This is a genomic window from Archaeoglobaceae archaeon (genome assembly GCA_038734275.1).
In the GTDB taxonomy this organism is placed as follows: Archaea; Halobacteriota; Archaeoglobi; order Archaeoglobales; family Archaeoglobaceae; genus WYZ-LMO2.
In genome coordinates this window covers 1-22,161 of the sequence record JAVYOO010000011.1, presented here as the reverse complement: position 1 = coordinate 22,161, position 22,161 = coordinate 1, and the positions used below count along the sequence as shown (strand labels likewise).

Sequence of the window (22,161 nt, the reverse complement as noted above, 5' to 3'; positions counted from 1 at the left end):
AAAATCTATTTAGTATTAATATTTTTCTTCAGCCGTTCGATCGTGCTCAGAGCTCTGCCGAAGATGCCGAAGAGAGTCTGAAGCTCATAGTCTCTTAGCCTTGCCCTCCCAAGCACCCTTCTTAGAGTTACAAGCTCTCTTCTTTCTCTCTGCTTCGGAAAGCTCACATGCTCAAGGAGTTCAGCGACTTTCTTAATTAAGATCTCGAGCTCTTCAGCTTTTGCCAGATTCTCCACGCTCTCAGTCTTCTTTTTGCTCAGAAAGTAAAGCAGAATTGCTGCCGCGTGGCTTACATTCATTACTGGGTATTCTTCGCTCGTTGGAATCTTCACAAGTATATGGCATCTTTCAAGCTCTTCATTGAGCAATCCAAAGTCTTCCCTACCGAATAGCACCGCGACTTCGCCTTCAATGTAATCCATTAGCTCTTCTGGAGTAAGCAATGGCTTTCTAAGGAAACGATAGTCTCCTCCAGAGATCCCAGTGGTGCCGACGATCAGGTTGAATTTTGAAAGAAAAGAAAACAGATCCTCGACTACTACAGCATTTTCGAGCACATCCCTTGCATGTGCGGAGGTTTTAAAGCTCTCTTCGGTTACATTGCATCTGTATAGGTAAAGCTTTTCGAATCCGAAATTCTTAACAAGTCTGGCAATGAAACCGATGTTTTCGGGAATTTTGAGCTCAACAAGCACGACATGGATCATTGTGGGATGTTTGCGGAATGCGGTTCATGGCAGTAGGAGCATCTGACGCCACTTCCGTGGTTGTCCTCGACGACTGCGATGTTTCTGCCAGCAATTTTTTTGTGGCAAACCATGCATGCATCTCTTGTGTCTTCAACCACTATGCTTTGTGCAGTTCTGAGCTTGGCATGTTCCTTGCCCGTTCCATGACAGCTTGCACATTCCACAGTTGAGTGGTTGCCAAGCGATAGTGCTGTAAAGGTCTCGAGATGGCATTGCTTGCAAACATCGCTTTGCACGTAAATCGCTTCCTTGCCCATTTCTTCTTCAATGGCAAGAACAACGCTCTCTTCTTTTATGAACGGTGAAATAAGGAAAGTGTAAGCAAGAACTAAACCGTAGATCAGGATCGCTCCAATAAATATAGCGGTTGAGATCTTCATAGCTCCACCACCGTGTCAAGATTCAAATAGAAAACCCTTGGGAGAGTTCCCGCTTCGGGCTTAAGCACCGTGGTTCTGTTCTTCTTAATCAGCTCATAAACCCTGCTACCCTCTTCGAGGGCACCGAAAGTTCTCGCTCCAGTTGGGCATGCAACAACGCATGCGGGCAACAAGCCTTTCCTAAGGCGGTGATAGCAGAATGTGCACTTATCAGTCACCTTCTCTTCGGGATGCACAAATGTGGCTCCGTAGGGGCAAGCAGTGAGGCAATACTTACAGCCAATGCACGTCTCCTTATCGACAAGCACTATTCCTTCCTTCGTATGAAATCTTGCATAAACAGGGCAAACATTAACGCATGGAGCGTTTGCACAGTGATTGCATAATTTGGGAACATAAAAACCCTTTTTGGCTTTTGCATTGAGGAATGGATTTTCGTTTGTGTTCATCACAACTTTTTTGCCATCAAGATACCCCTCAATCCAAGTTCTTGAGATTGGCATTTCCATGGGCACATGATTTTCGGTCTTGCATGCGATTACGCATTTTCCGCAACCAATGCACTTGTTCACATCAACAACCATTGCGAATTGCTTGGCATCGCGGCTTTCAACCATCTCCCTCGTTCTTCCCGATGGAATTACGATTTTGAAACCTGGCAAAATCGGAATTGCAGCCAAGCACTTCAAAAACTCTCTACGATGCATGCTCCACCTCCATTGGCAGAATCTTGTATACCACATAGTAGGCAAGCATTACAAGTGCCAAGGCACCGAGAGTGAACATGATCTCGAAGGGATGCGGATGAGTTGGTATTGCGATCCCAGAAATATTCTTCACAACCTGCCCTGCAAACAGGAAGTCGTATCTGTAAGTAAAGATTCCAGCGATTACGAGAAGCGATGAAGCTAACAGTGCTCTCACATTCTTACCCGCAAATATCAGAAGAAGTAGCGGGATAAACATGCCCAAGAGAACTTCAATGACCCAGAAATTAAAGATATACTCACCAAACATCAGATTCTGGACTGAGAGGGATGCAAAGTAATTTACACCTGGATAACCAACAATTACAACTCTCCAAGCTGTGAACAGAATCGCTATCGCAAGTGCTACCCCCAAAATGTTCTTCAAGACTGGCAATGCGGACATCTTTTCATTAGAACCCTTAGCCCATGAAGTAACGATCGTCGCAAGGATAAGAACTGCAGATCCGCCAACAATCGCTGTGACCACAAAGTAAATCGGAGTTATTGCGTCATGCCATAACGGAATGTAGCTTGCCGCAAACAAAGCGCCGAGGTTGCTGTATGCGAGAATTGCGGTGATCAGTGCTACAACCCCAATGGGTCTTGCAATTTCCAGATCAAGCTTTTTGTCAGTTGAAGTTAGATACTTCGCAAGTTTATTTAAGCCTGGAGACTGTAAATACTTGTTATTTATGTATTCTCCTACAAAACGTAGAGAGACAATTCTGCCAACTGTTCCCTTAATTCCTTTCAGTTCACCTTGCTTAACGAGATCGCTCCTAAAGTAGAACCAAGCTTCAATTATCAAGAGAACTACTTCAAGAATGTAAAACATGATCATCCAATACATCACGCTTGTTGGATTTGCATGACCCAAAACCGCATAAGCACCTCTTTCAATTCGTTCTAAATCTACCGAGATCGTGATCAAACCGACAATTATCGAGAGAATTGCAATAACAACCGCGTCTTTTACGATTGCTTCAAGTTCTTTAATGTGTAGCACTTCTGCAGCTGAAGCAATTGCAGCGGTGCCCAAGAGCACGAGGAACACATATAGGGCTACGAGATATCGCCATGGGACACCAAAAGCGGACTCAAAAGGCTCCACTGGAAGCTCTACAGGTATCAAAGGTGGAAAGTGCATCAAGTAAGCTCCAGCAAACCCTAATAGCACTAAGACGAGCGTTATTGAAACGAAAGCGGTCTCAATTGTCCTCAATATCTCACCTCTTTCCGAAATCGGGTCTTTAGCTTTTTAAGTTTTTCCAATTTATCTAAGGTGCGGTTATTATTCAAATCAAGTTGGGAACTAAAAATGAAAAAATAATTAAGCAAGAGATGCAAGGGTTTCCATGAACTTCGAGTTTACACAAGAACAGGAAGATATAAGGAAAGCTGCGAGAGAGTTTGCTACGAAGGAATTCTTAAAAGAAAAGGCTGAGGAGTTTGACAAAAAAGAAGAATTTCCTTTTGAGATCTGGAAAAAAGCATGCGAACTCGGATTCATTGGAATTCACTTTCCAGAGGAATACAGCGGTGCGGGAATGGGTTGCCTTGAGAACATAATAATCGCAGAAGAGTTTTGCAGAGCGGATAGCACAATTGGAAGTGCGGTTATTCTCTCGGACTTCTCATGCGAGCTTTTGATGATGTTCGGAAGCGAAGAGCAAAAGAAGGAAGTCTTGCCAAAGGTTGCTAAGGGAAAGGCAATTACCGCTGGTTGCTACACTGAACCTGAGGCTGGAAGTGATTTGACCGCAATAAGGACAAGAGCGGTAAAAGATGGAGATGAATGGGTGATCAATGGTGCCAAGACATTCATAACCAATGCCCCGATTGCGGATTACTTCATAATATTAGCGGTGACTGAAGAAACACAACCAAGATATCGCGGTTTCACTCTTTTCCTTGCAAAGAAGTGCGATGAGATTAAGGTAACCCCAATTAAGGGTAAACATGGTATAAGGGCATCTCCGACTGCGGAAGTTGCATTCAAAGATCTAAGAGTTGGCGATGACGCAATAATAGGGACTCTAAACAGAGGCTTCTATCAGGTTCTGGAATTCTTCAACGAGAGCAGAATCGAGATTGCAGCTCAGGCATTGGGGATAGCCCAAGGAGCTTTTGATAGGGCAGTCAACTACATGAAGCAGAGAAAGCAGTTTGGACAGCCAATAGGAGCTTTTCAGGCACTACAGCACAGGATAGCGGATTTAAGGGCTGAAATTGAAGCGGTAAGATTGCTTGTTTACAAAGCAGCATGGAGTTTTGATGCGAAGAAGCCGGATCCAGCGTTGACTTCGATGGCAAAGTATCTCGCAGGAAAGCTGGCTGTGAAGGTTTGCGATGAAGCAGTGCAGATGCATGGTGGCTATGGATACATTGCTGAATACGAAGTCGAGAGATTCCTGAGGGATGCAAAGATAACAGAAATCTACGAAGGGACAAAGGAAGTTCAGCTTAACACGATTGCAAGAGAGATGTTCGGGAAGCTGAGATAATCTTATATATTTTTTAGCTAATTTGAATTGTGGCAAAGAAGGTTATAATAGCGATAGATAGAGATGACGATCTTGGACAAAAAGTTGGGATAGCTTCTCCTGTTATTGGGCGTGAGAACGTTCTTCAGGCAGCTGTTAGACTTGTCTTGGCGGATCCCGAAGACTCAGATGCAAATGCAATGTTCTCTGCGGTAAAGATACACGATGAACTTGTCGAAAAGGGAGAGGATTGCGAAGTCGTCGTGGTCACTGGAGACAAAAATGTTGGTAAAGTTTCTGACAGCAAAATAGCTGAACAGCTCGACAGCATTATGGTAAATATAAACCCAGAAAGTGTTATAGTCGTAACAGATGGTTCTGAAGACGAATTCGTGATGCCACTTGTTTATTCGAGATTTAAGGTAGATCTGCTTCATAGAGTTGTTGTTAAGCAGAGCAAAACACTCGAAAGCACTTATTTCATGCTAAGAAGAATGTTTAATGAGCCAAAAGTCGCAAGAGTTACGCTTGCCCCAATTGGAATAATTTTTCTTGTTTATTCTTTCTTTCTGCTGATACAGCATCCTGAATGGGGTGTTGGCGGAATAATCTTGTTCTTAGGCATATATTTTGTTGGAAAAGCCTATGGGCTGGATAAAGCCCTTGCTTCCTTTTTCGAGGGAATTCGCAGAAGTGTAAGCGAAGGCAGACTTTCTTTTGTGTTTTATCTTGGTTCAGGCATTTTGATGCTGATAGGTCTTGCAAATGGCTTCAACGCGTCCATTGCCCAGACAACCCCACATATCGCAATTGCAACGTTCATATTTTATAGCATCGCTTGGATAACCCTTTCTGGAGTAGCAATAGCGATTGCAAGGGCAATAGATGCCTTCAGCGAAGGGAGAAAGGTTGGAAGGCATTTCACATCAGCGTTTATAACTATTTCGATTGGTCTTATTATCTGGGGAACCGCGGGATATCTGATCAACCCAGAAATAAGAGACTCGATTTACAGATTCGCAGCAGCGGTTTTTGCAGCGCTATTCGTTTCCGCAATTGGTCTACTGTTCACAAGGAAGAAATAAAAATCTCGAGTCTTTTGAGTTTTCTCTTTCCACTTTCAAGCTTTTTGTTCGCTAAATCAACCGCAATGCGAAGATAGTTATCTTCAATGATCTTTTTGCCATCAATTGCCACTGGTAGTTCTAATCTTTCAAGAGAGGCGATCTCTACAACAAAGTTTTGCAAAGAAATAAGTCCACTTCTTCTGAATCCAGCATCGTTTGCAATTTTCATTAGTTTTCTGGCGGATTCAAGATCTTTGCATGCGACGTGTATGATCGGGGGATACTGTATAAGCCATCCCTGTCTCTGGCACTTTTTAACGCATTCCAAAACTTCGCCAAATTCAACCCTGCGATGCCATTTCCCAATAAATTCAGAATTTAGCTTTTCTCCAAAGTTTTCCAGATCTATTACCGCAATCCTACCGCTACAGCTTGAAAGTGTAACGAAGTTTTCTTTTTCATTTATTTTTTCAAGGATCGGTATTATATCATCGTCAAGCTTTGATTCCCTTTTTGCTTCCTCATAGCTCTCAAGCTTTTCTTTTTTATAAGCAGACCACATCACTTCTTTGCAAGCGTTGAAACGTAAGCCAGAAATGCAGAGAGCTGGATCCTTTCGTTTGCTCCCTCAGTCAGTCTAAAATCTATCTCGCCCAGTTTATCGATTAACAGAACCTTCAGCTTCTCATTCATGTTTGAAGAAGTGATCTCTCTGAAGAGCTGTGCAATCACGTCTTCACCGCTCATGCCGTATTCAAGCATAAGCTTGCTTAACTTTTCACGAGCTTCGACGAAGTTGCCCTTAAGGGCAGTTTCAAGAATTTGAGCAATTTCTTCTGGTTGAGCGGTTGCAGTGATCTGGAAGATTTTCTCTCGATCAACGACTTCTCCAATTGCTGCCGCACCTTGGAGAGCATTTATCGCTTTTCTGAAATCTCCACCAGAAATGTATAGAATTGCCTCAATTCCGTCTTCGGTAATCTTTACCCCTTCTTTTTGGCAGATTTCAAGCAATCTTTTCTTCATCGCTTCTTTGGATACAGCCTTAAATCTGAAAACAGCACATCTGCTTTGAATTGGCTCTATTATCCTGCTCACGTAATTACAGCTTAAAATAAATCTACAGCTCTTTGAGAACATTTCCATTGTTCTCCTGAGTGCAGCCTGAGCGTCTGCAGTCAATGCATCGGCTTCGTCGAGAAATATAATTTTAAAAGGTGCTCCACCAAGCGGAGCGGTTCTTGCGAATTCCTTGATCTTGTGCCGAACTACATCAATTCCTCTCTCATCGCTTGCGTTCATTTCGATAAAGTTATCCCTCCAAACATCTCCAAACAGGTCTCTTGTCAAAGCTATTGCTGTTGCGGTCTTTCCTGTGCCAGGAGGACCTGAAAAAAGCATGTGAGGAATGTTTTTCCTCTCAACGTAGCCTTTTAGCCTTTTTATGATCTCCTCCTGTCCAACCACTTCGTCAAGTGTTTTAGGACGATACTTTTCGACCCAGATCTCAAACTCTTCCATCGCTTTCTTGTTTTATTCTTTGTAAAAAAAACTATCGCAGAACTAAAGATTGTCTGGATTTTTTCTTAACTCTTTGCAACTTTGGAATTTTTTCTAACTTTACGCGAAATCCAAGTTCTTCCAAATATGCCTTTGAAAGTTTTCCCTCACCATGGATCATGAGCTCAAGCAAATCTCCTCTGTCGTCTATGTCCACGGATGAGTAGAAAGAATCAAAGATTCGATAGCTAAAACCGAGAGATTTTGCAAAATTCAAATGTTTTATAAAACTGCAATAATGATAAGAAACTCTGAATCCTTTTTTTCTAACGAGAAGCATGTTTGTTCCTCCTTTTCTACCAGGAGCAATTACTACGTCTTCTTTACAATCCAAAAACCTTTCAATTGTTTCTGAATTTAAAAGAGGTAAATCTGACATCACGATTGCCTTTGGAACTTCTTCAAGTTCAGAGTTCACACAATCGTCCAGAGGTCTGTTATCTTCTTCAAGCTCGACCCCAAGATCGAGATTTAGTTTCGAGGATGAGACTATCTTTATTTCAAGATCAAGTTTTTTTAGAACATTGACTACATCTATCAACATCAATTCCGCAAATCTTTTTCTCTCTTCTTCACTTAAAACATCGCTAAGTCTGGATTTTGGATTTACGGGTTTGAAAGGTATCACGAATTTCATGAAAAGATCCTTTCAACAAGCCAGTGAGGGTCAAACTTTACCAAATCCTCATAACTTTGCCCTGTTCCCAGAAAAAGAATCGGTTTTTGAGTTACATAGCTGATCGAGATTGCAGTTCCGCCTTTTGGATCTGCATCGATCTTGGTTAGAATGCTACCGTCAATCCCAACCATTTCATTAAACATTCTTGCTCTTTCAACAGCATCATTTCCCGCAATGGTCTCATCAACAAAAATGATCAGATCCGGTTTAGTGACTCTCTTTATCTTCTCAAGCTGATCTAAAAGATTCTTTTTGGTGTGCATTCTTCCGGCTGTGTCCGCGAGAACAATATCTATGCCTCTACTCTCTGCATGCTTCAAGGCGTCAAATATGACCGCAGTGGGATCAGAGCCGGGATTGTGCTTTATAAGTCTAACTCCAAGTCTCTTTGCATGCTCCTCAATTTGCTCTATCGCTCCCGCCCTAAAAGTGTCTCCAGCAGCGATCACAACGCTGTATTTGTTCATGAGCCTCTTTGCTACCTTTGCAATCGTCGTCGTTTTTCCTGTGCCATTTACCCCAACGAATATTATGTTTAAAGGTTTTTTATCCTTAATCCTCCGCTCTACAAACTCATCAAAGTCGAATTGATTTTTTTGCAGGATCTCAATCAGAACTGCCTTCAGCTCTTTTTCAACTATGTTGTAAAGACTTTCTCCAATTTTCTTCCTTTTTCCAGAAAGTCTTGCCTTTAGTTTCTCTCTTATTTCACCCACCACTTCAAATGCAACATCGCTTTCGAGCAGAATGACTTCAAGCTCATCAAGAATCTCATCGACTTTTTCTTCCGAGATTAAAACCTCTCCACTTGCCAAGGCGGATACTTTTTCCCCAACACTGCCAATATCTATTTTTTCTTTTAACTGCTGAAGTTTCTCCTTAAGTGCCTTAAACATCTCATTCCTCTTTCTTCTTTGAAAGCTCCGCTATTTCCTGCTGGATCTTTGATGCTTCAAGAACTATTCCCCTGAGAGTGTTTGTTGTGTCTGCACTTGATTTCTCAACTTCTTCCAGCCTCTTTTTAATAAAGTCGAGGGCACTATCGACGTCCTTTTCAACAACTATCCCTGAACCAACCTCCAACAAAACTTTTTTGCAGTCTCTTATGTCTGAATAAGCGTAAACGCCTCCCCCAAGGCTCACGAGGGCGTTAATTTCTTTCTCAGCAGTTTTTAAAAATTCCAAAGTTGAGATTGCTTTTCTATACTCATTCGCAATAAGTTCCAGTTCAACCAATCTCCTTTGCAAAAGTTCGAAATCCTTTTGTAGTTGTTGGAGAACTGCAACTTTCTCTTCGATGCTCATTTACCCACCTTTTTTATTTCTTCAACTTTTATGAGATGCCTCTTAACCTTGTGATTGCTCCCTATTATTGAAAAGAGCTTTTCCAAAGCAAGTTTCTCACTCTCAGCTTTAATTACTTTTTTAAACTTTTTCCAGCCGTCTACATCTTTAAAAGATCCTTTTATCTCGAACATACGACCACCTCACGGAAACAGAGCTTCATCTATAATTCCTAACTCCAAACCGGTAGTATCCCTACCAACTATGTATCCTTTTGAATTTGCGATGATGCTCGAACCAACCATGTCGTTGCCGAAATTGGCGGTTCCTTTCAAAGCTTCTATGCCCATAACCCTCTTGATCTTTTTTAATTCCCATTCATTTGTGTTAGGATGCACTATTCCTCCCCTGTTCGTTATTACCCCTGCCATCCCGACTGTTTTTATTCCCCCAATTGTTCCCAAAACTATCTCTATGTTAAGAAAATCGCTTATCTCTTCTACAATGTGATTGGCCATCTCTGGATGAGCAATACCTCCCCTGTCATTTAGACAAAAATTGTTTCCCAAACATGTCATTGGTGTATCCACAACTTTAACTTCAAACTTGCTCTCAAGCTTTTCAAGTTCTTTGGTTGTAACGCTACTGCTAACAACCAATCCATTTGAGTTCATCGCAATCATTGATCCTACAAGTTCTGATCCTGCAATCGTGGTCACCACTGTCTCAACACCAAGAGTTTCCTTTAAAGAAGATTCGAACTTCTCGTCAGATACACCTATTACTGCAAAATTCTCCGAAACTTTTGCATATAATCCGATAAGGGGGCTTCCGTGAACGGCTAAAAGCCTCATGCAAGTTCTACTTCAACAATTCCATCGTCAAACTTCACCGCTCTGACTCTGATTCTCGCTGGAGCCCATTTTGCTCCTCTGCTCCACAGAAACTCGTTAACTTTTTCATCAAGTTTTACATTCTCAGGTGGAACCTTCATGTGTCTGCTCAGAAAGTTTCTGAGATATCTTGTAGCTTTTTTGGCCCTCAACCACCGAGGGTATCGGACGAGTTTCTGCCTTAGTCTTAAGGAGTAAATTCTCTCAACCTGAATATTCGCCATCCGCTCACCTCAGACTTTCAGCTTCCTCCTTCTCCAGTATCTCCTCTTGGGACTGCCGAATACTCTTCTTCCTGTTTTTATGGTAACCCAAACTGGAGCGCGAACGTTCTGCTTCAATGCCTTGGCCAATCTCAATTTAACTCCAAGAGTTTTCTTACCCATAACATCACTTCCTAACAATTTTGGTTTCTCTTTTTTTCTGAACCCTTTTCAAAATCTCAACAAGCATATTGTCTGAAATTTTTCCCTGAATCTTTCCAGCCTGAGCCAAATAGACGAGCTGGGTTTCTACCGCTTCAGCAATTTCTGGATGAGCTAATTTTAACCTTCCAAGTCTTTCCCTTGCCTCTGGCTCGAGTATTGTTCGTAGTATAGCCTGCTTTTGAGCTTCATACTGTCTTCTAAGCTCTTCCTGTCTTCTCAATTCCTCAAGCTCCTTTTGCCTTTGCATCTCAAGAAGTTTTCTTCTTCTTATTTCCTCCAGCTCGTCCATGGCTCATCACCTCAGTATTTACTCAGTTCTGGAATCTTCTGAGACAATTCTGACTTCAACTCCGCTGCTATTTTGTCCAAGTAAGCTCTACCTGCAGGAGTTAAAACTCTTCCCCTGGGAGTTTTCTTAACAAAACCCAGTTGCTCCAGCTGATGCAGAGCGTTTCTCACTATTGACCCGCTTCCCTTAGCAAAGTGCGCCGGTCTAACTCCACGTCTTTTTCTGCCTCCATAGTAGGATCGCAGTCTCTCGATCCCTACGGGCCCATCGATGTAGATCCTCCTGAATATGGATGCAAGTCTAATATACCACCAGTCGGGCTGATCCGGAGCCCTTTCCCTGTTTACTCCTGTCTTGACAAACTTAGCCCACTCCGGCGGAGACACAGCATCCTTTAGCTTCTGTGCAACCCTGTTTATGAGCAGTTCTGCAGGCACATCGTATACACTCATCAGATTCACCTCTCCAAAGTTATAACAAATCCCCTCACGTCTTTAACCTTACATCCGAGCCTTTTGGCCAACTCTTCACCTACCGAACTCCTATTGCTCCTACTCTCGAAATTCCTGAGCAGTTTAACTTTCACTATTCCCCTCTTTTCAAGTTGGAGATTTATTTCGTTTATTAAGCTTTCCGTTATTCCTTTCTTGCCTACATTGATCTTTACCATTTCCATTTCCTCTTTGCGGGCTCTCAACTAAAAAATTTTTTCATGGAAAGAGGGGCGGAATTTTCAGTCCAGTTCGCTCATCCAAGCCAAACATCAAATTCATGTTCTGTATTGCCTGCCCGCTTGCACCTTTAACCATGTTATCGATTGCCGAGACTACTACCACTCTCTCGCCAGCAGGATAAAGAGCTATATCGCAGAAATTGCTTCCCCTTACCTGGCTCAACTTTACCTCCTCCTGAAGTCTTATGAAGTAGCAGTCTCTGTAAAAATCTTCATATATCCTGTAAAGCTCTTCTCTTGTTAGCTCTCCTCTCATAAATACGTGTGCATTTGTTAGAATCCCCCTCGAACCGGGAAATACCTGGGGAGTAAAATAAACCCTTACATCTTGCTGAAATCTCGAAAGTTCCTGGATAATTTCAGGAAAATGTCTGTGATCTGTCACTTTATAAGGAACTATCGCCTCGTGCAAGTTTGGATAATGCGTGAATTCAGACGGACTCTCCCCTGCACCAGTAATTCCGCTCTTGCAATCAAATACAACTTTTTCAATTAATTCAAGCTTTGCAAGTGGCGCCACAGCTAAAACAGTGCCAGTTGGATAGCATCCCGGGTTTGCCACGAGCTTTGCTCTTCTTATTTCATCACGATGAAGTTCCGTTAAACCATAAACTGCCTCCAGATAGCCAGTATGTTTCTTGCCATAGGTCTTTTCGTAAACTTCCTTCGGTAATCGATAATCTGCAGACAGATCCACAACCTTTATACCGACCTCCAGCAATTTAGGAACATAAAGCATCGCTTCTCCATGCGGGACCGCAGTAAACACGACATCACAATCAGAGAAGTTTTTGATTTCCGGAGCACAGAATTTAATATTATAGAACCCTCTAAGAAAGCTATGTAGCCTCCAAACTTCCTTTCCCTCAAATCTCCTTGATGAAACTGCAGAAACTTCTGCTTTTGGGTGCATAGCAAGGAGTCTTAGGAGTTCTCCCCCTGTATAACCGCTCGCACCAATAATTCCAATTTTCATACCACTGAGTTTGAGTTGCTAAATATAGTCTTTTCTACATGCAAAAAATTTAAATAAAAAGTGAAATTATGTTTTAAGGGGTCAAAATGAGGCTCTTCGTCATAGGCTTTGGGCAGGCTGGCGGGAAGATTCTTGACATGCTTATCGAGAATGAAAAAAGAAGAGGATCAAATATTAGAATGAGATGGCTTGCTGTAAATACTGCAAGAACAGATTTAATAGGCCTAAAACATGTTCCGATGCAGGACAGAATTTTAATCGGCCAAACAGTAGTTAAAGGACACGGTGTAGGAACGGATAACAAAATGGGGGCCAAAATAACCCAGGATGAAATCGAAACGATTCTAAATGCTATTGACGAAAGGGGAACTCATGATTTGGACGCCTTTCTCATTTTAGCTGGTCTTGGTGGTGGAACGGGGAGTGGAGGTGCACCAGTTCTTGCAAAGCATCTTTCCGAGATGTATTCTGAGCCGGTATACGCATTTGGAATTCTTCCTGCACCTGAAGAAGGAAAGCTTTACTCTTTGAATGCAGCAAGAAGCATGATTTCCCTGATGAAATACGTTGATAATCTCATTCTGTTTGATAATGGAGCATGGAAATTTGAGGGAATGAGTCTCAAGGATTCTTTCGCAAAGATAAACGAAGAAATAGTTAGAAGAATCGCTTTACTTGCAAGAGCGGGAGAACCAATAGAAGAAGACTTGGTAGGAGAAATGGTTGTGGACAGCAGCGAGGTTATAAATACTCTAAAAGGTGGCGGAATCACATCAATTGGTTATGCAACAAGTTTAGCCGAAACTGATTCAAAAAAAGGGTTGCCATTCTTCAGAAAGAAGAAAAAAGAGGAAATTGAAACGATTGAAGGTGACAAGGCTATAAAAATAGCCTCTCTCGTCAGAAGGGCCGCACTTGGAAGGTTGACATTACCATGTAACATAAGTAGTGCAGAAAGGGCGCTAATTTTGGTTGCAGGTCCTCCAGAGCATCTCGACAGAAAAGGACTCGAGAAGGCAAAGATCTGGCTTGAAGAGCAAATTGCCGGGGTTGAAGTAAGAGCGGGAGACTATCCTACAAGGAGAACAAAATACGTCGCAGCTTTAGTTGTTCTTGCCAACGTAACCGAAGCTCCCAGGGTAAAAGAGTTGCAACAACTTGCGATTGAAGCAAAGGAAGGGATCGAAAGTGCAGAAAAGGAAAGGGTCGAGAAGACAATAAATCTGTTCGATGAAGATATTGAACCGCTTATATGAAACTTATTGTTGCACTAACCGGAGCAAGCGGTCAAATAGTTGGTATTAGACTCATTGAAAAGCTAATCTCAAAAGGGATAGAAGTGTATGCAATCGCTTCGAGAGCGGCGAAAATAACGATGAAAAGTGAAACCGAATTTGATGAAACTTATTTGCGAACCATAGCAACGAAGTTCTATGACGAAGATGAAATCTACGCTCCTTTCTCAAGCGGGAGCTTCAGACACGATGGAATGGCAATCGTGCCATGCAGTATCAAGACTGCATCGAGTATAGCATACGGAATTACGGACAACCTGATAACAAGAGCTGCAGACGTGACTCTAAAAGAAGGAAGAAGGCTCGTTGTTGCGGTTAGAGAAGCTCCATTGCATAAAGGCCATCTTTCAGCTCTTTTAAGACTTTCTGAGCTTGGTGCAATCATTTATCCCTTAGTCTTATCTTTTTATTCAAAACCAAAAAATCTTGAAGAACTCGTGGATTTCACAGTTTCAAGAATAATGGAACAGCTTGGAATTGAAGTTGATTACAAGAGATGGCAATGAAAGCGATAATGGTTGGTGGAACAACAAGTAGTGCTGGTAAATCTTTGTTAACCATGGCAATCTGCAGGATACTTGCAAAAAAAGGATACGAAGTGGCGCCATTCAAAGCCCAGAACATGAGTCTAAATTCTTTTGTTACGAAGAATGGAAAAGAAATTGCAATTGCTCAGGCAATGCAAGCTTTTGCAGCTGGTATTGAACCAGATGAAAGAATGAATCCAATTTTGCTAAAGCCAAAGGGAAATTTCATTTCTCAACTTGTGATTCTCGGAGAAGCGGTCGGGGATCTCGATTCTAGGGAATACTACAAAAAAACTCCTGAATTAAGGAGAGTTGTTGAAAAAGCCTACGACAGTCTCGCTGAAGAATTTGAGGTAATTGTAATAGAGGGGGCAGGAGGGATGGCTGAAATCAATCTTTACGACAGAGACCTTGCAAACATTCACATTGCGAGATATGCGAAGCCTGCAATATTAATAGTAGGCGACATAGATCGTGGTGGTGTTTTCGCTTCACTTTATGGAACCTACCAACTTCTACCTGAAGATGTAAGGAAAATGGTTGTTGGGCTGATAATAAACAGACTAAGAGGATACGAAGAGTTCCTTGGTAATGGAATAAGGAGACTTGAAGAGCTTTGTGGTGTTCCGGTTATCGGGGTTATCCCATTCCTGGATTCCGATTTTCCCTCAGAAGATTCTCTTAATATCGAAGATTGGAAGGGTTCTGGCTTAATCGGAATTGTTAGACTTCCAAGAATCTCGAATTTCACAGACTTTGAACCCCTGAGAAAAATCGCAAGTTTTGTTGGTCTAAATGATATTCCAGAATGCGAAATTCTCATAATTCCAGGTAGCAAGGACACAATTGCAGACTTAAAGACTTTGAAATCTTCGCCAATTTTCGACCACATAAAAAAGATTGCCGGAAAAAAGCTGATAATCGGTATCTGCGGTGGCTACCAGATGCTGGGAAAAGAACTTGTCGATTTTGGTGTAGAACACGGTGTTGAAAGAGTTAGAGGGCTTGGACTGCTCGAAGCGGAAACGAAATTTGAGAGATACAAGAAAAAAACCGTGCAAGTTTCTAAAAAAGTTACGGGGGATGCTGAAATTATCAGAAGCATTAGAGGTGAGACTGTTTGGGGATATGAGATTCATAAAGGGATAACCATTTCAAAGAAACCCATTTTCGAGGATGACGGGTGCCAGAGCGATGATGGAATGTGCTGGGGCACTTATCTGCACGGACTTTTCTGGAACGAAAATTTGATCAAAGCCATTGGAAAATATTTAGGGGTGAAGCTCGAATTCGAAAACAAATTTGATTTTCTTGCAGATGAAGTTGAAAAAAGGCTAAAAATCGACAGATTGCTCTCTAAGATATCTATAAGCTGAGAATGCTGCAACCGCTCCATCACCGCAAGCGGTGACCACCTGTTTTAGGGGGTTGCTACAGCAGTCACCAGCAGCAAAAACTCCAGCAACATTTGTCTTTTGCTCTTTATCAACCTTAATATAGCCCAATGAATCTCGCTCTACTCCAAGCTCTGCTACAAGATCTGTTGCAGGTCGCATACCAATTGCAATGAAAACGCCATCAATATCCATTGTTCGCTCCTCTTTTTTGTCTCTCAAAAATAAAATTACTTTTTCGACCCTTCTATCACCTTCAATTTTTCTCATATTTGCATTCAGAATCACTTCAATACCTCTTTTTTCAAGCTCATCCATCAGAGCCTTCTCGACCCTCAAAGGAGATCTTGAGATTAGAAAAACTTTGCAACCAAGATCATGCAAATATATCGCATCGCTAACCGCCTCCTTACCACTTCCATAGACTATGACCCTCTTCCCCCTGAATAAATTTCCGTCACAAGTTGCGCAGTAGCTAACACCTTTTCCTATAAACTTAGCCTCACCCTCAACCCCTGCCTCGCGATGCTTTCCACCGGTGGCTATTATCACCACTCTTGCCTCATATTCATTTTCACCAATTAGAACAAAATTACTGCCTTTTTTTATGATTTTCTCGATCTTTTCCACTTTGCCTTCCGCACCGGCCTTTAAAGCCTGCTCTTTCATACGATCGAGCAATTCCATACCACTACCTTCAAATCCCGGATAATTTTCTATTCTTCCAGCCAGAGAAAGTTGCGAAACTGGATCAAAGGTCTCGAAAAAGACGGTTTTCAGCCCATATCTTGCACAGTAAATGGCTGCTGTTAGCCCTGCAGGTCCACCACCAACGATTGCAACATCAAACATTGTTTAATTTAAGTCACAACCCACATAAATTTTTGGGTAAATTTTTAAATACTCGAATGGGTATAACATTCATGGCTCTGAAACTTGACCTTAAAGTTTACATCGCAATATTTCTGCTCTTCTTCTCCCTCGTGCCGCCAGCTTCGATACCGCTCCTAAGAATTCTGAATCTCCATGAAGAACTAATGATTGCACAATTCTTAATAATACTCTATGGAGTCTCAGCAATCATTCTTTCATGCCTAATTTCAACATTAATATTTCGAAACGCCGAAGGGGAAGCAAAAAGGTTCACCAAAAATCTAACAATAACCCTGTTTTTAATGCTAATCTATTTCCTTTACCTCTACACCTCGATAATCACACGCACCCCTCTAAATATCATGAACTTTCTTCCATGCATCCTGGCCTATTTTCCGATTCTTGGCTACGGTGTCCAAAAACTCCAGCGTGAGATGAAATTTATCACCCCCAAGAAACTTGCATTGCCAGTGGTTGTTTCTTCTGCACTTCTAATATCAATTTTGACAAATCCTGTCCCTCAAATTATTGCCCTGATGATGTTCCTGGACCTCTTCGTTGTTTTTGTATTCTTATCCCTCCTGGCTTTGTATTTCAACACCGAAACCGCCAATTACTGGCTCATGGTGTCACTGACATACCTGCTTCAATTTCCGGCAAAGATTTATCTTCATATTACAGAGTTCTTTACACTCCCAGCAATGTTTTACAACCTCTCTCTTTCAATCTTAGTCTTCTATCTATACGATCTGCATGGCAAAAAGGTAAAGGTTCTCAGCTTTGATATCCTTGAAGAGGAAAGAAGGAAGTTTGCACAACTTCTCGATAAAATGAATGACATGAAAGAAGCTTTCAGACTGATGAGTCGAGCACTTCGCTATGATGTGCTGAAGAAACTCCAGCTGATTTCTGGATACGTAGAAGTTTATGAGTTGACAAATCAAAAGGAATACCTTGAAAAAGCCATAAAAGGTGTAAAGGAAGCTGGAGAATATATAGAAAAGATTGGGTCGTTGGAAAAAACTGTTACAACGGAAAGTGCCAATTTGAAACCAATAGAGATGCGAAATGTCGTAGAAGAGATTAAATCAAATTACGATATCCCAATAACAATAAAAGGATCTTGCACAGCCCTTGCGGGAGATGAGATTTCCTTAGCGATCGAAAACCTTGTAGAGAATGCTGTGAGACACAGCGGGACTGACAGAATAGAGATCGTGCTCAGCGAATTAGATGGGGAAGCAGAGATTAGAGTTATCGACTATGGAGTTGGAATTCCAAAAGAAATCAAGAAAGAGCTGTTTAAGGAAGGTTTCCGCTATGGAGAGACAGCGGGGCTTGGATTTGGGCTTTATATCGTAAAGAAAATAGTTGAGAGATATGGAGGAAAAGTCTGGGTGGAAGATACGAAACCACGTGGAGCTACCTTTGTAATAAGGCTAAAAACTATTCAAACCTCAACGCATCAATAGGCTCAAGTCTACTCGCCTTCCAAGCTGGATAGAGACCGCTCAACACAGAAGTAATTATACCTACACTAAACCCAAGAGCCATATAGCCAATTGTTGACAGCTGAAAGACGTATTTCGTCTCCTTGAGTATAAGATAGTTTATTCCATACCCTGCTATTACGCTGAGAATCGAACCCAAGAGGCTTCCTATGAGCCCCAGAACGAGAGCTTCAAGCAGAAATATCCTAAGAACTGCTATTCTCTGGGCACCTATTGCCCTCATTATGCCTATCTCCTTGGTTCTTTCGATCGTTGACATTAGCATAATGTTGAGTATACTGACACCTGCAACCAGCAATGAAACACTCGCAATCGCCATGAGGAACAAATTTATCTGATTAAAAGCCTGATTTATTACGTCAAGAATCATTTTCATTTCAAAAACGGTAACTTTTTCTTCCTTAGTGTTCAGTCTCCTTTCAATTTCTTCCTTTACCTTCCCAACTGCTCCAATTTCCTTTGCTCTTACTATAACACTGGAATAACCCGCACTGGATACCTTTCCAAAACTACCCTCAGACAAAATAACCGCAAAATTTGGATTAATATCATATCGCATTCCCGCATCCTCGAGAATTCCAGCAACCTTGAACTCAACACCATTAACAAGAATTTTGAAGCCCGTCTTCAATTCATAGAGCTCTGCGAAAGATTTGCCAACTACGCAGCCCTTATTGAGATCTATAACACCCTTCTCAACCCTGAATAGCGTCTTTACTTCTTCTTCTCTCAAGCCGTAGACAGTTGTGTATGTTTTTTCATCTTTAAGAACCACCAGCAGATAATCCGACTTCACTGCCATCGCACTTTCAACTTCAGGAATCTTCCTAATCTTCTCAATATCCTTCTCATCTATGTATCGGTAGCCTTTCTGGTAGTTTGGGCTTACAACCAGTTCGTTTGCAATATCTTCAAAGTTTTCCAGAACTGCAGACTTCAGGCTCTCACCAAAGATACCTATTGCAGAGATTGCCATCACTCCAATTAAAATCCCCACCACTGCGAGAATGCTTCTAATCTTTGCTCTTTGCAAGTTTCTCTTTGCAAGCTCGAAATACATTTGATCACTTTTTGCGCGCTCTATAGACTACATATCCCACGAAAACCAAAACCAAAGCGGATGCTATTGCGGTTATATAAAGCGGAATTGGATTCTCTTCTTTTTTCTCCACTTTTCCTATCCTTACTATCTCAGAAACCAAAAAACTATCCCCAGCATCATTCCACCACGTAAGCAGAAGAGTTGCGTTATCGCATAAGATTTCCAAATCGAACGTTTCATAATCCTTTGCATCTATCTCGCCTATATAATAGTCCGCTTTTTCACCATCACAAATTGCAGAGACTTTCGTGTTTAGAGAACTCCTATGTCCATAATTAACTACTTCACCTGAAATTTTTGTTTTTCCTGCACTAAAGACTTTTTGAACGTTTATTACCTGCAATACAAATGATTCCAGAACATTTAATGTCAACCTCTCGCTTTTCTCATACTTATTTCCGAAGAAGTCTTCGAAAGACATTCTCGCCACTATACTGGTATTTCCACTCTCTCTTGGGCTAAAAATAAAATTCAGAGTCTTCTTCTCTCCTGCAGATATTTTGTCAATTTTTGCCTCACTTTGAGAGAATTTTCCGTTGCCTAAAAGCTGAATCCTGACGTTGTAAATGTCATCATTTCGCATATTTGTGATTTCAACGCTTAGATTAACAGCCTCACCAATGAAAAGCACGTCCTTTGATGGTTGTAGACTTATAGCAACCCCCTTTGATGGTATGTATTCAACTCTTATAGTTCTCTCAACTTCATGGTAACTTCTACCATTATAAAAGGAGATTTTGAAATTCATGAACTCTAATTCCTCACCCAATCTAAACTGAAAACTGGTTGCTCCCACAAGCTCACTTACAAAAAAGGTCTTGGGAGTTGCGTTGAAAAGTGCCTCTACTCGAAGATTCTTTATCAGAACAGGAGTTGCCACAAAAAGTTTAGCATAATTTACTTCTCCCCTGTAAAGCGGTGAAGATAGCGAAACCTCCGGGAAACGGTCATCAACAAGAAGTTCTATTATCTGGGAGAAAGAGCCCTCACTTGTAGAAACCACCATCTGTGCATTTTGTCTTCCAACTGCAGAAGACTTCATCGAGATCTTTATAGTATATGAACCCCCAGGCGACAAGTTCCCCACATGCTGAACGTGAGATGGTTCGAATTCTATCGTTGCAGAGAGAAACGAGATTGAATCAATCGTTATTGGACTTACTCCGGTGTTTCTCAAGGTGATAACACAATCCGCATAACCGTTCGGCAAGACAATCTCGGGAGATATCTCATAGCTTATCGTCAGGGCAGAGACTGGAAGTAGTGAAACGAATATCAAAACAATTCCGACTAGCTTTGCGATATCCATGTCCCAAATAGATAAAGGTGTTAAAAAGCTTACTCAGCCTACTACTTAGATACTTTCTGGTAGTTTCGAAGGTAACCCACTTCTCGCTCCCACGTGCTGTATGCAGAGTGAAGCGACGTAGTTTCCAAACTTTGCACAATCCTCTAAACTTTTACCCTTCAGATATCCATAGAGAAATCCAGCGTTGAAAGCGTCTCCCGCGCCGGTGGTATCGACAACTTCAACCATAAAGGGTTTCATTGAAAAATCCTTCTGACTTGTTTTTACCCAGCAACCTTCTGAACCGAGTTTAACCACTACAATTTCAATTCCAAGATTAAGACATTCCTCGGCTGCAGCTCTGTAGTCCATTCCAAACATTTTCTCAATTTCAATTCTGTTTGGAAGAAAGATCGTGGTTCTTCTAAGAAGTGGGAGCATATCTTTAAGACCTCTCTCAGCATAAGGCATTCCGGGATCGAAACTTACTAATTCAAATTCCCCAACGATTCTTTTTTGAGATTTGAGGGAATCTTCCCCATTCTTGCAAATAAAAGACGTGAGATGAAGAACTCTAAACTTTTTCACAAACTCAAGCTCTATTTCCTCATAGCTTATCGTATCATTAACACCCGGGTCTACCAAAATTGCTCTGTTTCCAGCGTCATCTACCAGGATGATAGCAGTTCCACTTCTGCCTTCAGCCCTGATAACAGCTTGTGTTTCCACTCCCTCTTTTTTAAGGTCTTCAAGCAAAATTCGACCTTCAGAATCGTTTCCAACTTTCCCTATATACCCACTTTTTATTCCAAGTCTTGCAAGTCCGACAATCGTATTCGCAGCGCTACCACCTGGAGAGAGCTCGAGACTACGAACAAAACCCTCTTCGTCTTTTCCAGGAATTTTGTCAACTCTGTATATCTTGTCAAGATTTAAAGCTCCAAAACCAATTACACTACTCAAGCGTGATCGCCTCGTTTGGGCAAACATCTACACAGCTTCCACATTCTGTGCAAATGTCCGCATCGACGCTTGCGTAGTCATTTAGCTCTATTGCTCCCACTGGGCATTCATCAACGCAAGTTCCGCACCCATCGCATTTTAGTTTGTCAACTACCGCTGGCATGAAACTCCTCAGCACTCGCTATTTATAAACTTCTTTCAGTCTTGTGGTTAAATCTAAAAGCATTATATATTGAATTTGTGGATTACAGTATTTCAAAATTCGGTTTTCTATTATACTCAAAATTAGCCTTGGCTAAACTGCACAGCAGGACTAAAATTATCTCAAAAACCCTATAAAAGTCACGTCAAAAGATTTATAACTCACGGAAAAAATAATAAGGATGTTTGACGAAGAAGAGTTCAAGAGATGGATAAAGCAGGCGGAACAGACGCTTAAAAGTGCTGAAAGAGATAAAAATGCTGGAGATTATTCTTGGGCGTGTTTTAAAGCTCATCAGTCTGCAGAATTCGCAATTAAGGGCTTGCTTTATGGACTTGGAATAATGGCCTATGGTCACTCGCTCAAAAAGTTGCTCGAAACACTTTCCCAGCGAATTAAAGTTCCGGAGGAGATTACAAGGAAAGCAAAAATCCTTGACAGGCACTATATTCCAACAAGATATCCAGATGCCCACGTTGAAGGTTCTCCTTTTGAATTTTACGATGAAGAAGACGCAGAAGAGGCTTTAAAATCCGCTGAAAAAATTTTGGAATTCGTTAAAGGCGTTGCTTATGATTCCCTACGAGAAAGAGATTAGAATTTACCTTGAAGCCCTGAAAATTCTTGAACCGAAGCTTGTATACACCAAGACCGCTGAAATGCCAAGAGCTACTGCAAAACTTCGAAGTATCTCGAGTAATTCCAGATGACCATCGATGTGGTTCAGAATTGAGTC

Annotated in this window: 29 protein-coding genes; 7 read left to right on the top strand and 22 right to left on the bottom strand. The window is 41.6% G+C overall.

From position 1 onward, the window contains the following. Positions 1-5 precede the first annotated feature (5 nt). Genes QXI54_09405 through QXI54_09390 form a run of 4 tightly spaced genes read right to left on the bottom strand, consistent with a single transcriptional unit; the run spans position 6 to position 3,100 of the window. Positions 6-707: an RNA methyltransferase gene (locus tag QXI54_09405; GenBank protein ID MEM0303367.1), complete on the bottom strand. Its 702-nt coding sequence runs from the start codon at positions 705-707 to the stop codon at positions 6-8. Next, positions 704-1,129, bottom strand: a complete 426-nt coding sequence (locus QXI54_09400; protein ID MEM0303366.1) for a hypothetical protein — start codon at positions 1,127-1,129, stop codon at positions 704-706. The genes QXI54_09405 and QXI54_09400 overlap by 4 nt, the downstream gene beginning before the upstream one ends. Next, positions 1,126-1,836 (bottom strand): 4Fe-4S dicluster domain-containing protein, encoded by a 711-nt coding sequence (locus tag QXI54_09395; protein MEM0303365.1) that lies wholly within the window; start codon positions 1,834-1,836, stop codon positions 1,126-1,128. Before QXI54_09395 ends, QXI54_09400 begins: the two co-directional genes overlap by 4 nt. Further along, positions 1,826-3,100 (bottom strand): DmsC/YnfH family molybdoenzyme membrane anchor subunit, encoded by a 1,275-nt coding sequence (locus QXI54_09390; protein MEM0303364.1) that lies wholly within the window; start codon positions 3,098-3,100, stop codon positions 1,826-1,828. The genes QXI54_09395 and QXI54_09390 overlap by 11 nt, the downstream gene beginning before the upstream one ends. A gap of 133 nt (positions 3,101-3,233) precedes the next feature. Here QXI54_09390 and QXI54_09385 point away from each other — a divergent pair, with 133 nt between their 5' ends. Together QXI54_09385 and QXI54_09380 are read left to right on the top strand one after the other, a co-directional pair. Continuing rightward, a complete protein-coding gene (locus tag QXI54_09385) occupies positions 3,234-4,382 on the top strand; it encodes an acyl-CoA dehydrogenase family protein (GenBank protein MEM0303363.1) in 1,149 nt (382 codons plus the stop codon). Between the two features lie 29 nt (positions 4,383-4,411). Next, positions 4,412-5,446 (top strand): DUF373 family protein, encoded by a 1,035-nt coding sequence (locus tag QXI54_09380; protein ID MEM0303362.1) that lies wholly within the window; start codon positions 4,412-4,414, stop codon positions 5,444-5,446. Here the strand turns inward: QXI54_09380 and QXI54_09375 are convergent. Genes QXI54_09375 through argC form a run of 13 tightly spaced genes read right to left on the bottom strand, consistent with a single transcriptional unit; the run spans position 5,430 to position 12,270 of the window. Next, on the bottom strand, positions 5,430-5,990 hold the full coding sequence (locus QXI54_09375; GenBank protein ID MEM0303361.1) for a hypothetical protein: 561 nt from the start codon (positions 5,988-5,990) through the stop codon (positions 5,430-5,432). The genes QXI54_09380 and QXI54_09375 overlap by 17 nt on opposite strands. Continuing rightward, entirely contained in the window at positions 5,990-6,949 is a 960-nt protein-coding gene (locus QXI54_09370; protein MEM0303360.1) for a replication factor C small subunit, read from the bottom strand. The genes QXI54_09375 and QXI54_09370 overlap by 1 nt, the downstream gene beginning before the upstream one ends. Before the next feature lie 31 nt (positions 6,950-6,980). Beyond that, entirely contained in the window at positions 6,981-7,625 is a 645-nt protein-coding gene (gene cofC / locus QXI54_09365; protein ID MEM0303359.1) for a 2-phospho-L-lactate guanylyltransferase, read from the bottom strand. Continuing rightward, entirely contained in the window at positions 7,622-8,563 is a 942-nt protein-coding gene (gene ftsY / locus QXI54_09360) for a signal recognition particle-docking protein FtsY (protein MEM0303358.1), read from the bottom strand. The genes cofC and ftsY overlap by 4 nt, the downstream gene beginning before the upstream one ends. 1 nt (position 8,564) lies before the next feature. Then, positions 8,565-8,972 (bottom strand): prefoldin subunit alpha, encoded by a 408-nt coding sequence (gene pfdA, locus QXI54_09355; protein MEM0303357.1) that lies wholly within the window; start codon positions 8,970-8,972, stop codon positions 8,565-8,567. Continuing rightward, positions 8,969-9,145 (bottom strand): 50S ribosomal protein L18Ae, encoded by a 177-nt coding sequence (rpl18a, locus tag QXI54_09350; GenBank protein ID MEM0303356.1) that lies wholly within the window; start codon positions 9,143-9,145, stop codon positions 8,969-8,971. Before rpl18a ends, pfdA begins: the two co-directional genes overlap by 4 nt. Positions 9,146-9,154: 9 nt before the next feature. Next, positions 9,155-9,805: a translation initiation factor IF-6 gene (locus tag QXI54_09345; protein MEM0303355.1), complete on the bottom strand. Its 651-nt coding sequence runs from the start codon at positions 9,803-9,805 to the stop codon at positions 9,155-9,157. Continuing rightward, entirely contained in the window at positions 9,802-10,068 is a 267-nt protein-coding gene (locus tag QXI54_09340) for a 50S ribosomal protein L31e (GenBank protein MEM0303354.1), read from the bottom strand. Before QXI54_09340 ends, QXI54_09345 begins: the two co-directional genes overlap by 4 nt. A gap of 9 nt (positions 10,069-10,077) precedes the next feature. Beyond that, positions 10,078-10,230 (bottom strand): 50S ribosomal protein L39e, encoded by a 153-nt coding sequence (locus QXI54_09335; GenBank protein MEM0303353.1) that lies wholly within the window; start codon positions 10,228-10,230, stop codon positions 10,078-10,080. A gap of 4 nt (positions 10,231-10,234) precedes the next feature. Then, positions 10,235-10,561: a DNA-binding protein gene (locus QXI54_09330; GenBank protein MEM0303352.1), complete on the bottom strand. Its 327-nt coding sequence runs from the start codon at positions 10,559-10,561 to the stop codon at positions 10,235-10,237. 11 nt (positions 10,562-10,572) lie between these two features. Then, complete coding sequence (locus tag QXI54_09325) at positions 10,573-11,013, bottom strand: 30S ribosomal protein S19e (GenBank protein MEM0303351.1); 441 nt, start codon at positions 11,011-11,013, stop codon at positions 10,573-10,575. 5 nt (positions 11,014-11,018) lie between these two features. Beyond that, positions 11,019-11,237, bottom strand: a complete 219-nt coding sequence (locus tag QXI54_09320; protein MEM0303350.1) for a YhbY family RNA-binding protein — start codon at positions 11,235-11,237, stop codon at positions 11,019-11,021. Positions 11,238-11,271: 34 nt separating this feature from the next. After that, a complete protein-coding gene (gene argC, locus QXI54_09315; protein ID MEM0303349.1) occupies positions 11,272-12,270 on the bottom strand; it encodes an N-acetyl-gamma-glutamyl-phosphate reductase in 999 nt (332 codons plus the stop codon). Between the two features lie 86 nt (positions 12,271-12,356). Between argC and QXI54_09310 the strand changes: the two genes are divergently transcribed. The 3 genes from QXI54_09310 to cobQ are packed head-to-tail and all read left to right on the top strand — an operon-like array spanning position 12,357 to position 15,468. Continuing rightward, complete coding sequence (locus QXI54_09310) at positions 12,357-13,526, top strand: tubulin/FtsZ family protein (GenBank protein ID MEM0303348.1); 1,170 nt, start codon at positions 12,357-12,359, stop codon at positions 13,524-13,526. Beyond that, positions 13,523-14,071 (top strand): UbiX family flavin prenyltransferase, encoded by a 549-nt coding sequence (locus tag QXI54_09305; GenBank protein ID MEM0303347.1) that lies wholly within the window; start codon positions 13,523-13,525, stop codon positions 14,069-14,071. Before QXI54_09310 ends, QXI54_09305 begins: the two co-directional genes overlap by 4 nt. Next, positions 14,068-15,468, top strand: a complete 1,401-nt coding sequence (cobQ, locus tag QXI54_09300) for a cobyric acid synthase CobQ (GenBank protein ID MEM0303346.1) — start codon at positions 14,068-14,070, stop codon at positions 15,466-15,468. The genes QXI54_09305 and cobQ overlap by 4 nt, the downstream gene beginning before the upstream one ends. Here cobQ and trxB read toward each other — a convergent pair. Next, entirely contained in the window at positions 15,427-16,338 is a 912-nt protein-coding gene (gene trxB / locus QXI54_09295) for a thioredoxin-disulfide reductase (GenBank protein ID MEM0303345.1), read from the bottom strand. The genes cobQ and trxB overlap by 42 nt on opposite strands. Positions 16,339-16,409: 71 nt before the next feature. On the opposite strand from trxB, the gene QXI54_09290 reads away from it, so the two are divergent. Beyond that, on the top strand, positions 16,410-17,831 hold the full coding sequence (locus QXI54_09290) for a sensor histidine kinase (GenBank protein ID MEM0303344.1): 1,422 nt from the start codon (positions 16,410-16,412) through the stop codon (positions 17,829-17,831). On the opposite strand, the gene QXI54_09285 is transcribed toward QXI54_09290, so the two are convergent. Genes QXI54_09285 through QXI54_09270 form a run of 4 tightly spaced genes read right to left on the bottom strand, consistent with a single transcriptional unit; the run spans position 17,806 to position 21,386 of the window. Next, on the bottom strand, positions 17,806-18,930 hold the full coding sequence (locus tag QXI54_09285; GenBank protein MEM0303343.1) for an ABC transporter permease: 1,125 nt from the start codon (positions 18,928-18,930) through the stop codon (positions 17,806-17,808). The two genes, QXI54_09290 and QXI54_09285, sit on opposite strands and share 26 nt — an antisense overlap. A 4-nt stretch (positions 18,931-18,934) precedes the next feature. Beyond that, a complete protein-coding gene (locus QXI54_09280) occupies positions 18,935-20,281 on the bottom strand; it encodes a hypothetical protein (protein MEM0303342.1) in 1,347 nt (448 codons plus the stop codon). A 45-nt stretch (positions 20,282-20,326) separates the two neighbouring features. After that, positions 20,327-21,223: a carbohydrate kinase family protein gene (locus tag QXI54_09275; protein ID MEM0303341.1), complete on the bottom strand. Its 897-nt coding sequence runs from the start codon at positions 21,221-21,223 to the stop codon at positions 20,327-20,329. Further along, positions 21,216-21,386 (bottom strand): 4Fe-4S binding protein, encoded by a 171-nt coding sequence (locus tag QXI54_09270; protein ID MEM0303340.1) that lies wholly within the window; start codon positions 21,384-21,386, stop codon positions 21,216-21,218. The genes QXI54_09275 and QXI54_09270 overlap by 8 nt, the downstream gene beginning before the upstream one ends. 220 nt (positions 21,387-21,606) lie before the next feature. Here QXI54_09270 and QXI54_09265 point away from each other — a divergent pair, with 220 nt between their 5' ends. After that, positions 21,607-22,023: a HEPN domain-containing protein gene (locus tag QXI54_09265; protein MEM0303339.1), complete on the top strand. Its 417-nt coding sequence runs from the start codon at positions 21,607-21,609 to the stop codon at positions 22,021-22,023. Positions 22,024-22,161: the final 138 nt, after the last annotated feature.

What these genes read in the sequence shown, in the direction of transcription:
- QXI54_09395 (MEM0303365.1), bottom strand. Translation starts at nt 1,836, where the DNA reads ATGCATCGTAGAGAGTTTTTGAAGTGCTTGGCTGCAATTCCGATTTTG.
- pfdA (MEM0303357.1), bottom strand. Translation starts at nt 8,972, where the DNA reads ATGAGCATCGAAGAGAAAGTTGCAGTTCTCCAACAACTACAAAAGGAT.
- QXI54_09340 (MEM0303354.1), bottom strand. Translation starts at nt 10,068, where the DNA reads ATGGCGAATATTCAGGTTGAGAGAATTTACTCCTTAAGACTAAGGCAG.
- cobQ (MEM0303346.1), top strand. Translation starts at nt 14,068, where the DNA reads ATGAAAGCGATAATGGTTGGTGGAACAACAAGTAGTGCTGGTAAATCT.
- QXI54_09385 (MEM0303363.1), top strand. Translation starts at nt 3,234, where the DNA reads ATGAACTTCGAGTTTACACAAGAACAGGAAGATATAAGGAAAGCTGCG.
- rpl18a (MEM0303356.1), bottom strand. Translation starts at nt 9,145, where the DNA reads ATGTTCGAGATAAAAGGATCTTTTAAAGATGTAGACGGCTGGAAAAAG.
- QXI54_09310 (MEM0303348.1), top strand. Translation starts at nt 12,357, where the DNA reads ATGAGGCTCTTCGTCATAGGCTTTGGGCAGGCTGGCGGGAAGATTCTT.
- QXI54_09320 (MEM0303350.1), bottom strand. Translation starts at nt 11,237, where the DNA reads ATGGAAATGGTAAAGATCAATGTAGGCAAGAAAGGAATAACGGAAAGC.
- ftsY (MEM0303358.1), bottom strand. Translation starts at nt 8,563, where the DNA reads ATGTTTAAGGCACTTAAGGAGAAACTTCAGCAGTTAAAAGAAAAAATA.
- QXI54_09270 (MEM0303340.1), bottom strand. Translation starts at nt 21,386, where the DNA reads ATGCCAGCGGTAGTTGACAAACTAAAATGCGATGGGTGCGGAACTTGC.
- trxB (MEM0303345.1), bottom strand. Translation starts at nt 16,338, where the DNA reads ATGTTTGATGTTGCAATCGTTGGTGGTGGACCTGCAGGGCTAACAGCA.
- QXI54_09330 (MEM0303352.1), bottom strand. Translation starts at nt 10,561, where the DNA reads ATGGACGAGCTGGAGGAAATAAGAAGAAGAAAACTTCTTGAGATGCAA.
- QXI54_09325 (MEM0303351.1), bottom strand. Translation starts at nt 11,013, where the DNA reads ATGAGTGTATACGATGTGCCTGCAGAACTGCTCATAAACAGGGTTGCA.
- QXI54_09345 (MEM0303355.1), bottom strand. Translation starts at nt 9,805, where the DNA reads ATGAGGCTTTTAGCCGTTCACGGAAGCCCCCTTATCGGATTATATGCA.
- QXI54_09405 (MEM0303367.1), bottom strand. Translation starts at nt 707, where the DNA reads ATGATCCATGTCGTGCTTGTTGAGCTCAAAATTCCCGAAAACATCGGT.
- QXI54_09375 (MEM0303361.1), bottom strand. Translation starts at nt 5,990, where the DNA reads ATGTGGTCTGCTTATAAAAAAGAAAAGCTTGAGAGCTATGAGGAAGCA.
- QXI54_09285 (MEM0303343.1), bottom strand. Translation starts at nt 18,930, where the DNA reads ATGTATTTCGAGCTTGCAAAGAGAAACTTGCAAAGAGCAAAGATTAGA.
- QXI54_09265 (MEM0303339.1), top strand. Translation starts at nt 21,607, where the DNA reads ATGTTTGACGAAGAAGAGTTCAAGAGATGGATAAAGCAGGCGGAACAG.
- QXI54_09370 (MEM0303360.1), bottom strand. Translation starts at nt 6,949, where the DNA reads ATGGAAGAGTTTGAGATCTGGGTCGAAAAGTATCGTCCTAAAACACTT.
- QXI54_09335 (MEM0303353.1), bottom strand. Translation starts at nt 10,230, where the DNA reads ATGGGTAAGAAAACTCTTGGAGTTAAATTGAGATTGGCCAAGGCATTG.
- QXI54_09305 (MEM0303347.1), top strand. Translation starts at nt 13,523, where the DNA reads ATGAAACTTATTGTTGCACTAACCGGAGCAAGCGGTCAAATAGTTGGT.
- QXI54_09400 (MEM0303366.1), bottom strand. Translation starts at nt 1,129, where the DNA reads ATGAAGATCTCAACCGCTATATTTATTGGAGCGATCCTGATCTACGGT.
- cofC (MEM0303359.1), bottom strand. Translation starts at nt 7,625, where the DNA reads ATGAAATTCGTGATACCTTTCAAACCCGTAAATCCAAAATCCAGACTT.
- QXI54_09290 (MEM0303344.1), top strand. Translation starts at nt 16,410, where the DNA reads ATGGCTCTGAAACTTGACCTTAAAGTTTACATCGCAATATTTCTGCTC.
- QXI54_09280 (MEM0303342.1), bottom strand. Translation starts at nt 20,281, where the DNA reads ATGGATATCGCAAAGCTAGTCGGAATTGTTTTGATATTCGTTTCACTA.
- argC (MEM0303349.1), bottom strand. Translation starts at nt 12,270, where the DNA reads ATGAAAATTGGAATTATTGGTGCGAGCGGTTATACAGGGGGAGAACTC.